A 15,743-nucleotide genomic window follows, 5' to 3' on the forward strand; every position below is an offset into this window, starting at 1 on the left:
GGCTGATTGGTTTTTATGCCGAAAATAAAGGAATACACCTTAATTATCAGGCAAATAGTATCAAATCAAGAAGAGTCATCTCTCACCTAACATTAGCGGAGAATGTATTACGCCATTCTCCGCTAATATTATTTGAAATAGTGCTTAATAAAACACTCAAGCACCTCGCCAAAATCTACCAAAATATGGTTTTGATTTATTAGCGCTGATTTGTGGGGATTCCTCAGCGCAATGGCTGGATACCGTTATTGCTCAACTTCCCGGCTGGAAAAAGTTAAGCCGTAATGACGTCCGCCAACTGTTTTTACAACGACCGGGGGAATTATTAGCAAATGAGCAAGAAATCAAAATCACCATCCAGCAACAACCATTTGATGCGCTGTTAGCTGATTGGCCGTGGCCATTAAATATCGCCAGACTTCCCTGGCTGGATCGCTCTTTATTAATCGACTGGAAAAATATTTAACAGGTTTATATGAATTCTCTACTTAAAAACAACCATTACATGGCAACAGAATTACGCTGGATTTATCCCCATCTGGAACGTATTGATCTGCGGTTACAATATTACTATTACCAAAACAGAGAAAAATACGATTATTTACCGGAGAGTTTTCTCCTTACCGAAGATGAATTAAAGCAACGTCTGGCAAAACCACAAGTCATTCCCCATTGGGTCACCAAACAGGATGATATTATTAATTCCCCTGAAATCGAAGAAAACCCCAATACATTATCACAATTAGTTGAACGTTTTGATCTCACTGAATTTGAACGGGATGTTTTATTATTAGGTTTATTACCGCATTTTGATAGCCGTTATCATGCGTTATTTGCTGTTCTGCACGGTAATAGTAAAAAACAGTGGCCTAGCTTTGACTTAGCCATTGAATTATTTAGCCAACGCCAACGTGATCGGCAATTACGACAAAATAGCTTTCTACCGCAAACACCGTTAATCAGTTATCAACTATTACGGCTTAATAACCACGAAGAGTCTATTTGGTTACAAACTCAATTTCTAACTCACAGTGCTGTCTGGCATTTCTTATCAGGCCAACGGGTTATTTTACCACCCCTGACAACTTGTGCTTATTGGCATTCTCCTGCCTCACACTGTTGGTATCCACAATCCCTTTACCCTTCACTTGAAAAGATATTATTAAATAAAACCGATGAACTACGCCCGCTAGTCATACTCAGAGGAAAACAAGATAGCGCCAGAGAATTAGCGGTAAGCAATATTATGGCATTTCATGATATCAGTACATTAACTCTAGACTTAGCTCAACTGCCGGAGGAAAATAACCCTAACTTGCTGATAGATGCAGTACGGGAAGCACGATTACATGATGGCTGTTTATTAATTCGCAATTTTTTTTTGCTCAAAGATGAAAAGAAAATATTGCATAGTGAATTCTCCACTTTATTGAATCAACCCAAATTACGCGTGGTTTGTCTGGCTGAACCACAAGACTCATTAGTCTGGATTAAACATCTACCAATGGTGCAAATTGATATGCCAGCCCTCACACTGGCAGATAAAGAAATAATGCTGAAAGAAAGCTTACCGGATAAGGTAGTCCAGAAAATAAATGTGACGCAATTATGTCAGCGTTTTTCATTTACTGCGGAAACATTACCGCAAATCCTTAAAGAAGCGAATCAATACCAAATACTCCGACAATCGGAAGGTCAATTAGAAGAAATCGATTTGCGTAAGGCATTAAGTTTCCGTGCTCAACAGAATTTCGGTAAATTAGCCCAGCGGATAACCCCCAAACGCAGCTTCAATGATTTAGTCATTTCAGATGTATTAGCGCAGCAATTAAAAGAGATTATTGCCGCCATTCATTACCGTGAGCAAATTCTGGCTACTGGCTTTCAGGAAAAAATAGGTTACGGTACCGGTATTAGTGCGCTATTTTACGGAGAATCCGGGACCGGCAAAACTATGGCCGCAGAAGTGATTGCTGGTCATCTTGGCGTTGATCTGATTAAAGTCGATCTTTCTACCGTAGTGAATAAATATATCGGTGAAACGGAGAAAAATATCTCCCGTATTTTCGATCTGGCCGAAGCTGATTCCGGCGTGCTATTTTTCGATGAAGCCGACGCATTATTTGGCAAACGCAGTGAAACCAAAGACGCTCAAGATAGACATGCCAATATTGAAGTTTCTTATTTATTACAACGATTGGAAAATTATCCGGGATTAGTGATTTTAGCCACCAATAATCGCAGCCATTTAGATAGCGCATTTAACCGCCGTTTTACCTTTATTACCCGTTTTGCTTACCCTGATGAAACATTGCGTAAAAAAATGTGGCAAGCCATCTGGCCGGAACAACTGACATTATCCAATGAAGTTGATTTTGAATATCTGGCTGAACGAGCTGATTTGACCGGGGCTAATATCAGAAATATTGCTTTATTAGCATCAATGTTAGCGAAAAATAATCACTGTGAACAAATCGAAAATCAACATTTAGATCGGGCGGTTACACTCGAATTAAATAAAACTGGCCGATTGGCTTTTTAAACATTCAATAGAATAGGAATAAACATGACAACCTTAATTGCTTCTGACAATGCTATTATTGAAGTGAACACAGCATTAAATAATATTTTATCCCAGTATTTAAATACCAATGCCAATAAGATTGATATCCGCTTTGATCTACCCGAAATTAATTCCATTCAGTCTGAACCAACGGTCAGTGTATTTCTTTATGATATCAATGAAGATCTTCAATTACGTTCTGCCGAACCAAGACGCTATAACCCGATGACCAGCACACTATTACCGGGATGGGTCAATATCAATTGTAACTATTTAATTACTTACTGGGATGCCAATAAACCATCAAGCGACAGTTCAAGCCCGGATAGTCAGCCCAATAATCAGGCGGCGAAAGTGATGACTCGTATTCTGAATGCATTAATTAACAACCGTCAATTAACCGGCATTCCCGGTGCCTATACTCGAATTATTCCCCAACAGGAGAATTTAAATAGCTTGGGTAATTTCTGGCAAGCGCTTGGCAATCGCCCACGTCTCTCTTTACTCTATTCCATTACCGTTCCAATGAAATTACAAAATATTGAACACAGTGTCATACCAATCAGCAAAATTTCCGCTTCTGTAGATCAAAAACAAAATCTTGATAATTCAAAAATAAACCAAGCTTTAACAGATAAATTATATTCCGAATTAGGTGGTACAGAAGATGTACGTCTTGCTCTGGCTAAAATCAATCTGATTACTGAATTCCCTACAGTCAATAATGAAAGTCAGGAAAATAAAAGTATAATTCTTAATATTTCAGGCATTACTCATTCAAATTATTTACCGAAAATAGAGGATATTATTACAAAATGGCAAAATAGCCAGAGTGCTGTTGTTGAGATAAATGGTATCGGTATCATTGTTTCTAAAGAAAACTCTAATGATTTAATTGTCATTTAAAATTTATTATTTATATAAGGTAATAATAAAAACTTACATTAATATATTAAACTTGATTTTCTTTATCTTTAAAAAATAAAATGACAATAGTATATATTAATTTATATATTATTCATTTCCAACCTACTTCTTACTGATAATTAATAGGTGATAATATGGTATATAAACATGATAAAACCAATGATAGGAAAAGAAAACGCTCAACACAATCAGAGGATTCTGACGAGAAATTGTTTGTACAAGCATTAGATCTTCCTCAAAGTAGTCGGCATAATCAGCCACGCGATACTTTGAATATAGAAAATATGCATGAAACACCAACGGATTTCCTCAATAGAACCGGTAGAAATACACTATTTCGTGCGATCCGAATAATAGCTACTGATAAAAGGGAACCTACCACAGAAAATCAAATAGTTGTGCCTCCTGATGGCGATCTATTTGTGAAACTTAAAGATAAACATCTAGACAGGGCGGCTGAATATAGAAAACTGACAGAATGGCCAAAAGATGCACCAATCAAGGCAACCGCTCCTACGGCTAACACCCCAATTGCACAACATGTTTCCGGCGATAACATATTAAGCCCCTACATCTCTACAGGTAATAAAGAAGGCGCCGTGCAGAATACCGTAAAAAATTGGAATGGCGCTGGACCTGCTTCAGAAAGAAGAAACAGGCCAGAAAAAAACTGGTCTCCAATAGTGGAAATCGACGTCCGAAAATTACCTGATACGACTAAAATCTTCGATTTAACTAAACCAAATAATACATTCTTTAATGCTATGGAGAGCAACATTGCTGAAAACGCCTTTGGAGATAAGGAAGTACTGATTTCACCAGAAATACCGGGCAGCGCCATCATACGTGTGATTAATAACCCAGAGGAAATAAAACAAATTGCAGGTCTTAATCCGAGTGTTCCGGGAAAAAAAACTATTCCAGAAGAAAAAATCATCTTTGAGGAGAAAAAAACTGTTTCCTTATACAATAGTGCCGACATATCTTTGGAATCACCTGTTTTTAAAAAACGTAAGAAACCGATAAATGTAAGAACACGTACGGATAGCTAAAGTATGTCATATACTTCTTTTCAGTAGATTTCTTATAAAGAATTAACAGGTAATAATATGCCAAACAACAAATACAGTGAAAAAGTTAACCACTCAGGAAATAGAGCGAAAAAATGCTCGATATATTCTAATGAATATATACCCGTCATCTTTCAAGTTGCCTCTTTGTTGGCTGCACTCACTCACCCCGGTCACATAGTTATCTATGCTCCCGGGGATTCGCTCCCTTGCCGTCGCGATCCATCTTGAAATCCATAGGGTATAATACTATGAATAGCTGCACATTGGGATTAGGATTAGATTTACAATTACAGAAAAAACTAAGAACAGGGAATGAACGAAATATAAAAGGCGCACAACCTTTTATGCCGTCCCCCTCGAAACAAAAACAATATAGCGCCAGTTCCATAGCAATATCTGATATATTAAGTGAAAGTGCATTGACTTCACAACCGATTATTACCGATTTAATTAATCCGCAAAAAATAGAAATGTCAGAAGGCGTAAAAAATATTTTGAATAACAAAGAAGGAGGCGGAGATTTGGTATTCAAGGCACTACAAATTAAACCATCGGATGAAACTCTGCCATTCAACGCATTAAAAATTATCGATACCTATCAAGAAGAAATGCCGGATAAAGACATGTCTATTTCAGCTTATTGGGCCCCACAAGGAGGATATGTTGATATCCCGGTACAACCCAATCTCAGTCGCCATCCACAATATGTATTTACCCCAGGCTTTAGTGGATGTTCATTTGTTGTCGATAAAATGAATAAAGATACTCTCCGGGTTCGGCACGTACAAGGTGGTCAAGAAGACGTTGAATATAATAATCAAAATATTGATCATGGGATGGGTATGATTACGGCAATGGAATTCCGCGATTATGGATATCACGAAGCTGATGGTAAAGTTATGGAAAATACCTATGGTTTTGCATTTTTAAAATTTAACCCTGAGAAAAAGCAATGGCAACTTCACTATCAGAAAATAGCCGCAGCCCCTAATATCATAAATATAAAAACTAAATCTAGTTGGTTGCCATTCAATAAACCCTCAATTGAAGCCGACACCTTTACCTCCAAAGATATGAAAGTCTCTGGGTATAATAGGAAGGATGTCAATGATAATCACTCTATACCCGTCATCTTTCAAGTTGCCTCTTTGTTGGCTGCACTCACTCACCCCGGTCACATAGTTATCTATACTCCCGGGGATTCGCTCCCTTGCCGCCGCGATGCATCTTGAAATCCATAGGGTATATATATTAATTATTTTTAATATATTTCTCATTATAAAATTAACAGGTGTAAATATACCAAACAAAAAATAGGAAGGGTTAATTATCTTAGAACAAAATTCATCTATTTTATTATTTTTCTGATTGGTCAGGTAATTATTGCATCAAAATGTTGATAGTAAAAACAAGACAAATCTGAAAATAGCTCTCAATTAAATACCTACTCTTTAAATTTATGATTAAATACATATGCCTTATGGATTTCAAACTCATAGCATCAGATCATCTGAATAATTATTTTCAGATAAATCTTAAACGTAGCAAATTTAATTAATTAGAGGACTTATTAATGTTCAAACACTCCACCGCAGACAGCAAACTTAATAAAGGGCATATTTCCCCGCTAAAGAACAAGGGATTATTAGTGGGTAGCGATAATGCCCCAATCGACATACCGGTGATAGCGCATCGCTATGACAGCCATCAGCAGTTTACTCAGGCGAGACCTTTGGAAAATAGTGACTCAGATCAGGAGAATCCTTTTCATGATGTTATTATGGGATTTCGTGGTGACCAAGTAACCTCTTCAGAATCGGGTTCTGGAACGATAGGAAGACATTGGGGAAAAAATAGATTAGGCCACAATATTACCGGCATTAATGTAGTTAATGGCGCATCGGGAACCGTAGGAATAAAAATTGCCTTGCGAGATATTCGGCCTGGGTATCCGGTCATTGTCACGTCCGGGGCATTAAGCGGTTGTACCATGGTGTATGCCGTGAAGGACAATTATTTCTTTGCCTATCATACGGGCCAGAAACCGGGTGATGGTGAATGGAAAACCGGGCAGGATGGTGTTGTCACTACCGGGCAGAGTCATAAAGCCCTTTTATCGGATGGCAAACCGATTGCGGTTAACCAACAAAATAACGATTTAGTGAATATTTTCGCAGAATATGATCAGAGCGTTATTACCTATATGGGAAAACAGGCGGTTGTGATTGATAATACCGCAGAAAATGTCAGTGTTTTTAACTACGATGAAATCAAGCCGGGAAGACCGGTTATTAGAGCCGGCTATAGCTATGCACTGCTGGCTAATGATAACGGTAAGGTGAACGTCAAAGTATTATCGGAGGACGCCATCGTTTCACCTGGTAAAGACGGTAATAGTATTGAGGTTATCAATTCACTCAAAAAACGGTTGTTATAGTCTGCCAGATGTGACACTCACCTGGAATATGCGGAGTCTGATCAATAGCCGTCGCAGTTGTACTAAAAACGTTTGTATTTGACACTCATCATGTACACTTTGAAAGTGTACTGATTGTTATATACCCACATCTAGTATGTGTACTATTTTAATGCGTACAAAATGGAGAACTTCAATCATGCCTCAAATCCCAGTAGAAACCAATAACCGTATGTCGTTGCGTATTACCTCTGAAGAAAAATCACTGTTGATGCGTGCAGCAGCCATACAACACACCAATCTGACCGAATTTGTGATCCACAACGTCGTCTCGGCATCGCGTAAGATTATCGATGAGAACGAACGACTTGAACTGACAGAGAAAGACAGTTTATATGTCCTGGACCTTTTGGATAATCCACCGGCTCCCAACAATAAGCTCATGGCTGTTGCCTTTGCTTTGCCGGAACTGCCATGACGTTACTATCTTGGCACGAAGAACCCATCAGCAAGCATCATGATCGTGCAGCCTTCGATTGTGGCGATGATTTGTTGAATCAGTTTTTATATCGCCATACAAGGCAGAATCATGAGCCTGAGAAGTGGGAAGCCTCGCCGTTTTTTACGGCGGGGAGCAATCACTTGCAGCTCAGGCAGGTGGGATTGCGTTGCTGATTGATGCTAAAAATGAGCGTGTCGCTAACTGGTATGCGGGATATAGTGCTGTTCCATTATTGGATGCTCCTTTATCACTGTTGCTGCCGTTTAAAACAATCCACGCAGCGCTGATGATAGCAGGGAAACTCTGAATGAATAAATCAAATATCCCCGAAGTTACAATTGCCTCCAGGCATCTTTGTTACATGGCGTCAATTGTACCAAAATGAAATAATGATATACCCCATGGATTTCAAAACGCATCGCGACGGCAAGGGAGTGAATCCCCGGGAGCATAGCAAACTATGTGACCGGGGTGAGTGAGTGCAGCCAACAAAGAGGCAACTTGAAAGATAACGGGTATAACTTGAAAAACAAAACACAACCATCTGGCAATAAGCGATAGCATGGATTTGAAGTATTAATCCAGATTAAAGTTACGGGCGTTTTTATTTCCCTATTTATAGAAATCAATCAAGATATGCTGATGCATAAAATTATCAAAACCTGCTATATCAATTAACAATCATTATTATTATTAATTGATAATCGCACTTGTAAATTCCGTATCTATAATTATTTCGTTTCACGAGAGGTGATTTAAATAATCGTCAAATAACTACCTAGCACATTGAGGCTATTTTATTTGGCCTTTTTGTAATGAAGAGGAATAGGCTCTAAATTATTTCATATAAAAAATAACCTCTATAAATCAGGTTGTTGCGGTAGCTATACCCAATCGTTAGGTACTAAGGAAAACAAAGTAATAGACGTTTTCCTTATATTTCAAATGTAAACAATCAAGGAAAAAATCATGGCTATAACTCCAGAACAAATTGCTGTTGACTATCCCATTCCTGCTTATCGGTTTGTTGTCTCTATTGGTGATGAGAAAATTCCTTTTAACAACGTTTCCGGGCTAGATATTTCTCATGACGTCATCGAGTATAAAGATGGTACCGGTAATTACTATAAAATGCCGGGCCAACGTCAATCGATCAATATTACCCTGCGTAAAGGGGTCTTCTCCGGCGACACTAAGCTTTTTGACTGGATTAATTCTATTCAACTTAATCAGGTTGAGAAAAAAGATATCGCCATTAGCCTGACCAACGAAGCCGGCACCGAAATTCTAATGACCTGGAATGTGATAAATGCCTTCCCAACGTCATTCACCTCCCCTTCTTTTGATGCCACCAGCAACGATATCGCTATTCAAGAAATCGCACTGGTCGCGGATCGAGTCACCATTCAAGCACCTTAATAGATCGACAATAACGATCTATCCCGGTGTTTATATTAAAGAAAACAATCGCCTGACATCGCCAATTATCCATACGCTAACACATGATGATCAACATTGGCATGGCCCATTAGTTCGACCAAATTCATCATCCTACTGTTTGCGCAAAATATCGCACAAGAACTTGGAGGCAATATGCCAATAACCCCAACTTATCCCGGCGTTTATATTGAAGAGGACGCTTCACTCGCACTCTCGGTTCGCTCGGGTGCAACGGCAGTGCCTGTTTTTGCCGTCGCAAATAATAATTCATTAATATCAAGTAAGCCCTATATTCGCGTCAGTAACTGGCTGGAGTATCTGACACTAAAAGGTGGACAATTTAATCCTTCCGATAAACTGGATATCGCACTGCGCGCCTATTTTATTAACGGCGGTGGATATGCTTATCTCGTCAAAACGCAAGATTTAGAAAAACAAGTGCCGGTACTTGATGATGTCACGCTACTGGTTGCCGCCGGAGAAGAGATCACCACCGCCGTCGGAACACTTTGTCAATTAGGCAAAGGATTATTCGCCATTTTTGATGGCCCAACAACTCAAATAACCTCAAGTCTACAACCAGACGATGTTCTTAAATCTTATTCAGCAACCCAATATGGCGCGGTTTACTACCCCTGGCTGACCGCTGAATGGGGAGAAAAGAGAGCCTTGGTTGATATTCCACCGAGTGCCGTCATGGCCGGTATTTATGCCAATGTCGATAACAGCCGAGGCGTCTGGCAAGCTCCCGCCAATGTTCCTGTTCAAGGAGGATTACAACCTAAATATCCGATGACCGACGACCTGCAAGGAAAATATAACCAAGGTAAGGCGCTGAATATGATCCGTACCTTTCCTAAGAGCGGTACGCTGGTCTGGGGATCCAGAACCCTTGAGGACAGCGATAACTGGCGTTATATCCCGGTTCGCCGCCTGTTTAACAGCGCGGAACGGGACATTAAAAATGCCATGAGTTTCGCGATGTTTGAGCCTAACAGCCAACCAACCTGGGAAGCTGTACGCCGGGCGATTGATAACTATCTCCATTCCCTCTGGCAGCAAGGCGGGTTGATGGGCAGCAAAGCTGAACAGGCTTATTTTGTTCAAATCGGTAAAGGCATCACTATGACTGATGACGATATCAAGCAGGGCAAAATGATCGTCAAAATCGGCATGGCCGCTGTTCGTCCAGCCGAATTCATTATCTTGCAGTTCACACAGAATATCGCACAATAATCGGAGGTCTCATGCCAACAACACCGACCTATCCCGGCGTTTATATTGAAGAAGATGCGTCATTATCGCTCTCTGTCAGCCACGGGAACACCGCAATACCCGTTTTTATTGGCCGTTTCCAACCTAAAAAAACCAGCACAACCCCAAAAGCGGTACGTGTTAGTAGCTGGCTGGATTTTACGAATCTATTTAATGTCGGTTGTATTACGTCAATCGCCATCACATCGACCAAACCAACGCCACCGCCTCCCACTCCGCCTTCCGGGAAAGTTGCGGACAATACAACAGTTGTCGCGACAACCGATATCGCTCTTAACGCGGGTGATACAGGCTCCGGTTACACTTACGCTGTGACTGTCGGTACCTACACAACAAGTAGTGATGCGGTAAAACTTTATTTTCAAAATGGCGGTGGACCTTGTTATATCCTGCCGGTTGCTAATCCCCAAGATACTGCCACTTCGGCATTAATCCCTGAGTTAATTGAACAAGCTCTGGAGATTACTTTAATCGTCTGCCCTGAACAGGATTCTTCTTACCAGAGCGCAATATACAACAGCTTAACACCCGCATTATTGAATGCCGGCTATTTCCTTATCGCTGACAGCCAAACTAAAACCAGCATACCTGGCGTTAATATGCAATCGCAAACCGCAACTTACTATCCGGCGGTGAAAGTCTCACAACTTATTCCTGTGGAAGATAGCCTGATTGCAGTTTCAAGTTATGAAGATGCAGAAACAAAACCCGATGCAATCACAAATCTGGCGCAACTCAAACAGAAAAACCTCACTGTCTACCAGCAAGCAGCTAAAGCAATACAGGACAAAATAGCCGCCAACGGCAATACTATTCCTGCCAGCGCAGTGATGGCGGGAGTCTACTGCGCCACTGACGCCAGCCGTGGTGTCTGGAAAGCCCCGGCGAATGTCGTGTTAAGCGGAATTAGTGATGTCACTGAACGACTCAATGACGATGAACAAGGCACTATGAATCAACAGGGCATCAATGCCATCCGCTACTTCAACCATCGGGGATTTGTAGTATGGGGCGCACGTACTCTGCAAAATGATGACAACTGGCGTTACATTCCGGTACGGCGTCTCTTTAACAGCGCAGAGCGGGATATCAAACAAGCCATGCAATCCGCCGTCTTTGAACCCAATAGTCAACCCACCTGGGAACGAGTGAAGTCAGCCATTGACAACTATCTCTATTCCTTATGGCAACAAGGGGCATTAGCGGGAAATAAACCGCAGGAAGCCTATTTTGTTCAGATTGGTAAAGGTATCACCATGTCTGACGACGACATTAAACAAGGGAAAATGATTGTCAAAGTGGGCATGGCCGCGGTACGTCCGACTGAATTTATTATCCTTCAGTTTTCACAACATGTAGCACAGTAATCGTACTGAGACGCGGTTAAACACCGCGTCTATTCAGTCGCTAAGGAGACGATAATGGAGATAACACAGCCGAGCGTCACCGTCACAGAAAATCTGATATCCCCAAAGCAAGATGACACGTTGATCGGTATACCGGTTTTTATTGGTTATACCTCGTCGCTGGTCAATAAAACGGCTATCAAACTTAACAGTCTGGCCGATTTTGCCCAGTCATTTCCTGAGTCAGGATTAATGTACTATTCCGTGCGCCATTTCTTTGAAAACGGCGGCCAACAAGCTTATGTGCTGTCACTGGGTACGGAGAAACAATTAAGCGATTTTCCGTCATTGATCACCGCACTACAACAAGCGTGGCTGACACAAACGATTTCCGCAGAGAACGACATTACCCTGATTATCACCCCGGATGTTATCCGCTTTAATCAGGCAGAAACCTCCTACACTCAAAGAGATCTTTGGTTACAATTTTGGCAATCGGTGCTCAATCTTTGCAAGAGCCGACGCGGTATCATGGGATTGTTGGATGCCCCAGATAATCCAACATTCGCCGCTGAGTGTTTAAAACGGTTTTCTTCCGCTGATCGACAATGGGGCGCGGTATACTGGCCGCGGCTGAAAAGCGCCTATCAGGATAATGCGCAAAACCCTATCGTACTTTCACCCACCGCCGCCGTGGCTGCCATCATCCAGTGTAACGATAACCAGCAAGGCGTATGGACCGCTCCGGCCAACATTGCGTTAGCCAAAGTAATTAGTCCGGTACACTCTTATATTGAAGCGAATGCGCTCTTTAACCCGGATGGCGCCTCGCTGAATCTGGTGCGCAGCTTTCCCGGCAAAGGCATTAGGATCTGGGGATGCCGAACCTTGGACAATACTCCCGATTCCCTCTGGCGTTATATCCAAATCCGTCGTCTGGTTTCTTATATCGAAGCCCATATGACTCAACTCGGCCGGGCTTTCGTTTTTGAACCCAATAACGCCATCACCTGGATGAAGTTTAAAGGGCAAGCCCATAACTGGCTGCGTCAGTTATGGTTAAACGGCGGGCTACGAGGCACCCAAGAAGATCAAGCGTTCAAGGTGTTATTGGGTGTGGGTGAATCAATGAGTGAAGCCGATATACAGGCCGGAAAAATGATCATAAAAATCAGCCTTGCGGTCTTAATTCCAGCAGAATTTATTGAGCTAAACCTGACATTCGATACCTATATCGGTATCACCCGCTAAGTTAAACAGAGGCAAAAGTTAAACAGAGGCAAAATATGAACAACCTCTACACCCCGGCTGTGTCACACCGTTTTATCGCCAGTTTTCTTTTCAACAACATTCCCAGCCCGCTGGATATCGCCTTTCAACGGATATCGGGCCTGAGCCGTGAGTTACAAACTAGCCAACACAGCCAAGGCGGGGAAAATGCCAGAAATGTCTGGCTGGCTGAGAAGATCCAGCATGGCAGTCTAATGTTGGAGCGTGGCGTGATGACAGTGACACCCCTCACGCTGGTGTTTGATCGTGTCCTGCGTGGCGAAAAAGCGGTCTATGCCGATGTCGTGATTATGTTACTGAATGAAAATTCGTTACCCGTGGCAAGTTGGACATTAAGCAACGCGCTACCGGTGCGCTGGTCCACCGGCGACTTTGATGCCAATAGCAATACCGTTTTGGTGAATTCACTGGAATTGCGTTATCAAGATATGCGCTGGTTAGGAGTAAAAGTATGACCGTCGAAATTAAGGAGCTGATTATCCGAGCTAAAGTGACTGATTCCGAGAGTAATCCCATCACATCACAGACATTAGCCCAAGAGACGCTGGATAACGCCCGTCTGATCGAGATCGTCAAACGGGAAGTGTTAGAGGCGTTGCGTGAAACAGGAGGCTATTATGAGCTTAATTGAACGCAGCCTGTCCAAACTCACCCTGACCGCCTTTAAAGACCGGGAGGGGAAAATCTCCGTGGGCAGCTTACAGGCGATGTATAACCCTGATGGGATTCAGCTCGATTATCAAACCCGCTACCAACAGGATGAAAGTGTTAACAATGCCAGCCAAAGCAGCCGCTATGTGCTATCACAACCCGCCGGTTTGACGTTAGTCCTGCTATTTGACGCCACCATGCCGGGCAACACTATCCCGGTAGAAACCCAACTCTCAACCTTGAAAACTCTGTGTACGGTGGATGCCAGCACCAACGTGCCCCACTTCCTCAAAATCAAATGGGGCAAAATGCGTTGGGAAAACAAAGGTTATTTCGCCTGCCGGGCCAGTGATCTCACCATCAATTACACCCTGTTTGATCGGGACGCTACGCCACTACGAGCCAGCGCGACTTTATCGCTGATCGCGGACGAAAGCTTTGTTATTCAAGCCACGGAACAGCAGTTAAAATCACCGCCGATCACCGCAGTCAGCGTGACCGATATGCTCTCTCTGCCGTTAATCGCCTTAGGTGCCGGGGCTTCTCTAGCAGGCGGCATTGATTACCTCACCCTCGCCTGGCAAAACAATCTGGATAATCTTGATGATTTCACCCCGGGGCAAACGCTACAGGCACAGGGGGATGCATGAAAATACCGGCGATAGACGTTAAAATAGCGGGAAAAACCCTCAGCCAGTTTTCTGTGATGAGTCTGACCGTAAACCACCAAATCAACGGTATCCCCACAGCCAATATCACGCTTAGCGTAGCCGGTGACGCCAATGCGATTTTTGCCACCAAAGCGCAAGCTGAACTCACAAGCTGTCGGCCCAATCAAGAACTGATCGTGCAACTGCAAAAAACCGTGTTGTTTAAAGGGATCATTGTTCGGCAGGCGCTTAAGTTCAAAGGTCAGGACAGTCTGGTTACCCTAACAGCGAAACATCCACTGCAAAAACTCACTGACAATTTCCATTCACAGCTATTCAGTCAACAGAGTGATGAAGCCATTATCAGAAAACTATTCAGTCAGGCGGGTATACCGGTCACGATAAAACAGGCACCTCAGCTTAAAACTGAACATGAGCAGATGGTCCAGTTTCGCTGCCATGACTGGAAATTCTTAAAAAACCGGCTGGCCGCCACCAATATCTGGTTATTACCCGGTAACGAGACGGTCACGCTGGCGACGCCAGAATCACTTAATCAATCGACCGCGCACACGATTAAACAACGTGCCGGCGATCAAGACATTGTGCTGTTTGAAGCAGATCTGCAATGGGATAACCGGCACAGCCCCAAAACGGTGAGCGTACAATCCTGGGATATCGCACAACAGAAACTGTCTCAGGCCACTCAAGCAAAAAACAGTCGGCTTGGCAGTGGTCAACTCGCGCCAGACAGTTTGGCAACGTTGACCGATCAGACATGGCAATGGGTTTTCAGTTATCCGCAAGATAATGAACAAGCCAAATACCTTGCGCAAGGCATCCTGAATAACCTGCGAAATGATAACGTCTCGGGCAATGTTGAAGTTGCAGGGAATAGCCGCTATCAACCGGGGGATGTTCTGGCGTTAAGCGGCTTTGGTCAGGGAATGGATGGTAAAAGCGTTATCACCGGCGTCAGTCAAACCATCAATCAGCGGCAAGGTTGGCGCACCCGGTTAACTCTGGGCTTGTTGCCGGAAACAGAACCGGCTGTCCCGCAGGTTAAAGAGCTGCACGTGGGGATTGTGGAAAAATATCAACAAGACAAGCAGTCACTGGATCGAATTCCGGTCAGGATACCGGCGTTAAATTTAACCAACAGCGTACTTTTTGCCCGACTGGGTAAACCTTATGCCAGTCATGAAAGCGGGTTCTGTTTCTACCCGGAACCGGGGGATGAGGTGATTATCGGTTTCTTTGAATGCGATCCCCGCTTCCCGGTGATATTAGGCGCTATGCACAACCCGAAAAATAAAGCGCCAATAGAACCCAGTGAAAAAAATCCAATAAAAACCTTGGTCATTAAACAAGGAGATAATCAACAAGCATTAGTGTTCAATCATCAAGATAAAATTGCCGCCCTTAATAGCGGAAAACATTCATTATCACTGCAACAGGATAAAGATATCACGCTAGATTCAGCGAAAAATCTCATCACCAAAGCCCAGGAAATTAACCTACAGGCGGAAAAATCCTTGTCAGCCACTGGAAAGTCCGGCGTCGATATTAAAGGTGCGAAAATTAACTTAACACAATAATAGGACAGCGAA

15 protein-coding genes and 2 pseudogenes are annotated in these 15,743 nt (G+C 42.6%); all 17 read left to right on the forward strand.

Annotated features, from left to right (window positions below; genetic code table 11):
• Positions 1-203, forward strand: a pseudogene (locus CKY02_RS07090) (IS4 family transposase); the annotation flags it as partial.
• A gap of 26 nt (positions 204-229) precedes the next feature.
• Positions 230-466, forward strand: a pseudogene (locus tag CKY02_RS25615) (contractile injection system tape measure protein); the annotation flags it as partial.
• Positions 467-475: 9 nt separating this feature from the next.
• Positions 476-2,542 carry an ATP-binding protein gene (locus CKY02_RS07100; RefSeq protein ID WP_112894751.1) on the forward strand — a complete coding sequence of 689 codons (2,067 nt, stop codon included), beginning with the start codon at positions 476-478 and terminating at the stop codon, positions 2,540-2,542.
• Positions 2,543-2,566: 24 nt separating this feature from the next.
• Complete coding sequence (locus CKY02_RS07105; protein ID WP_112894752.1) at positions 2,567-3,469, forward strand: Pvc16 family protein; 903 nt, start codon at positions 2,567-2,569, stop codon at positions 3,467-3,469.
• Positions 3,470-3,624: 155 nt separating this feature from the next.
• Complete coding sequence (locus tag CKY02_RS07110; protein ID WP_112894753.1) at positions 3,625-4,542, forward strand: DUF7587 domain-containing protein; 918 nt, start codon at positions 3,625-3,627, stop codon at positions 4,540-4,542.
• A gap of 269 nt (positions 4,543-4,811) precedes the next feature.
• Positions 4,812-5,795: a hypothetical protein gene (locus CKY02_RS07120; RefSeq protein WP_112894755.1), complete on the forward strand. Its 984-nt coding sequence runs from the start codon at positions 4,812-4,814 to the stop codon at positions 5,793-5,795.
• Positions 5,796-6,136: 341 nt separating this feature from the next.
• The gene (locus CKY02_RS07130) at positions 6,137-7,000 is read left to right on the forward strand and encodes a cytotoxic necrotizing factor Rho-activating domain-containing protein (protein ID WP_112894756.1); all 864 of its coding nucleotides are present in this window, start codon (positions 6,137-6,139) and stop codon (positions 6,998-7,000) included.
• 178 nt (positions 7,001-7,178) lie between these two features.
• The gene (locus CKY02_RS07135; protein WP_112894757.1) at positions 7,179-7,457 is read left to right on the forward strand and encodes a type II toxin-antitoxin system TacA family antitoxin; all 279 of its coding nucleotides are present in this window, start codon (positions 7,179-7,181) and stop codon (positions 7,455-7,457) included.
• 124 nt (positions 7,458-7,581) lie between these two features.
• Complete coding sequence (locus CKY02_RS26660; protein ID WP_390894141.1) at positions 7,582-7,788, forward strand: hypothetical protein; 207 nt, start codon at positions 7,582-7,584, stop codon at positions 7,786-7,788.
• 662 nt (positions 7,789-8,450) lie between these two features.
• Positions 8,451-8,900 carry a phage tail protein gene (locus CKY02_RS07145; protein ID WP_112894758.1) on the forward strand — a complete coding sequence of 150 codons (450 nt, stop codon included), beginning with the start codon at positions 8,451-8,453 and terminating at the stop codon, positions 8,898-8,900.
• A gap of 174 nt (positions 8,901-9,074) precedes the next feature.
• Positions 9,075-10,157: a phage tail sheath family protein gene (locus CKY02_RS07150; protein WP_112894759.1), complete on the forward strand. Its 1,083-nt coding sequence runs from the start codon at positions 9,075-9,077 to the stop codon at positions 10,155-10,157.
• A gap of 11 nt (positions 10,158-10,168) precedes the next feature.
• Positions 10,169-11,563, forward strand: coding sequence for a phage tail sheath family protein (locus CKY02_RS07155; protein WP_112894760.1), 1,395 nt, complete (start codon positions 10,169-10,171; stop codon positions 11,561-11,563).
• Between the two features lie 54 nt (positions 11,564-11,617).
• Positions 11,618-12,793, forward strand: coding sequence for a phage tail sheath family protein (locus tag CKY02_RS07160; protein WP_112894761.1), 1,176 nt, complete (start codon positions 11,618-11,620; stop codon positions 12,791-12,793).
• Positions 12,794-12,828: 35 nt separating this feature from the next.
• Entirely contained in the window at positions 12,829-13,287 is a 459-nt protein-coding gene (locus CKY02_RS07165; RefSeq protein WP_112894762.1) for a phage tail protein, read from the forward strand.
• On the forward strand, positions 13,284-13,463 hold the full coding sequence (locus CKY02_RS07170) for a DUF5908 family protein (RefSeq protein ID WP_112894763.1): 180 nt from the start codon (positions 13,284-13,286) through the stop codon (positions 13,461-13,463). The genes CKY02_RS07165 and CKY02_RS07170 overlap by 4 nt, the downstream gene beginning before the upstream one ends.
• Entirely contained in the window at positions 13,450-14,133 is a 684-nt protein-coding gene (locus CKY02_RS07175) for a CIS tube protein (protein ID WP_112894764.1), read from the forward strand. The genes CKY02_RS07170 and CKY02_RS07175 overlap by 14 nt, the downstream gene beginning before the upstream one ends.
• Positions 14,130-15,731, forward strand: a complete 1,602-nt coding sequence (locus tag CKY02_RS07180; protein ID WP_112894765.1) for a phage baseplate assembly protein V — start codon at positions 14,130-14,132, stop codon at positions 15,729-15,731. Before CKY02_RS07175 ends, CKY02_RS07180 begins: the two co-directional genes overlap by 4 nt.
• The last annotated feature ends 12 nt before the right edge of the window (positions 15,732-15,743 follow it).

It is taken from the genome of Photorhabdus bodei, from assembly GCF_003287735.1.
GTDB lineage: Bacteria > Pseudomonadota > Gammaproteobacteria > Enterobacterales > Enterobacteriaceae > Photorhabdus > Photorhabdus kayaii.

Excerpts from the sequence above, each read along its gene's own strand:
- CKY02_RS07100 (WP_112894751.1), top strand. The coding sequence starts at position 476 with ATGAATTCTCTACTTAAAAACAACCATTACATGGCAACAGAATTACGC.
- CKY02_RS07105 (WP_112894752.1), top strand. The coding sequence starts at position 2,567 with ATGACAACCTTAATTGCTTCTGACAATGCTATTATTGAAGTGAACACA.
- CKY02_RS07110 (WP_112894753.1), top strand. The coding sequence starts at position 3,625 with ATGGTATATAAACATGATAAAACCAATGATAGGAAAAGAAAACGCTCA.
- CKY02_RS07120 (WP_112894755.1), top strand. The coding sequence starts at position 4,812 with ATGAATAGCTGCACATTGGGATTAGGATTAGATTTACAATTACAGAAA.
- CKY02_RS07130 (WP_112894756.1), top strand. The coding sequence starts at position 6,137 with ATGTTCAAACACTCCACCGCAGACAGCAAACTTAATAAAGGGCATATT.
- CKY02_RS07135 (WP_112894757.1), top strand. The coding sequence starts at position 7,179 with ATGCCTCAAATCCCAGTAGAAACCAATAACCGTATGTCGTTGCGTATT.
- CKY02_RS07145 (WP_112894758.1), top strand. The coding sequence starts at position 8,451 with ATGGCTATAACTCCAGAACAAATTGCTGTTGACTATCCCATTCCTGCT.
- CKY02_RS07150 (WP_112894759.1), top strand. The coding sequence starts at position 9,075 with ATGCCAATAACCCCAACTTATCCCGGCGTTTATATTGAAGAGGACGCT.
- CKY02_RS07155 (WP_112894760.1), top strand. The coding sequence starts at position 10,169 with ATGCCAACAACACCGACCTATCCCGGCGTTTATATTGAAGAAGATGCG.
- CKY02_RS07160 (WP_112894761.1), top strand. The coding sequence starts at position 11,618 with ATGGAGATAACACAGCCGAGCGTCACCGTCACAGAAAATCTGATATCC.
- CKY02_RS07165 (WP_112894762.1), top strand. The coding sequence starts at position 12,829 with ATGAACAACCTCTACACCCCGGCTGTGTCACACCGTTTTATCGCCAGT.
- CKY02_RS07170 (WP_112894763.1), top strand. The coding sequence starts at position 13,284 with ATGACCGTCGAAATTAAGGAGCTGATTATCCGAGCTAAAGTGACTGAT.
- CKY02_RS07175 (WP_112894764.1), top strand. The coding sequence starts at position 13,450 with ATGAGCTTAATTGAACGCAGCCTGTCCAAACTCACCCTGACCGCCTTT.
- CKY02_RS07180 (WP_112894765.1), top strand. The coding sequence starts at position 14,130 with ATGAAAATACCGGCGATAGACGTTAAAATAGCGGGAAAAACCCTCAGC.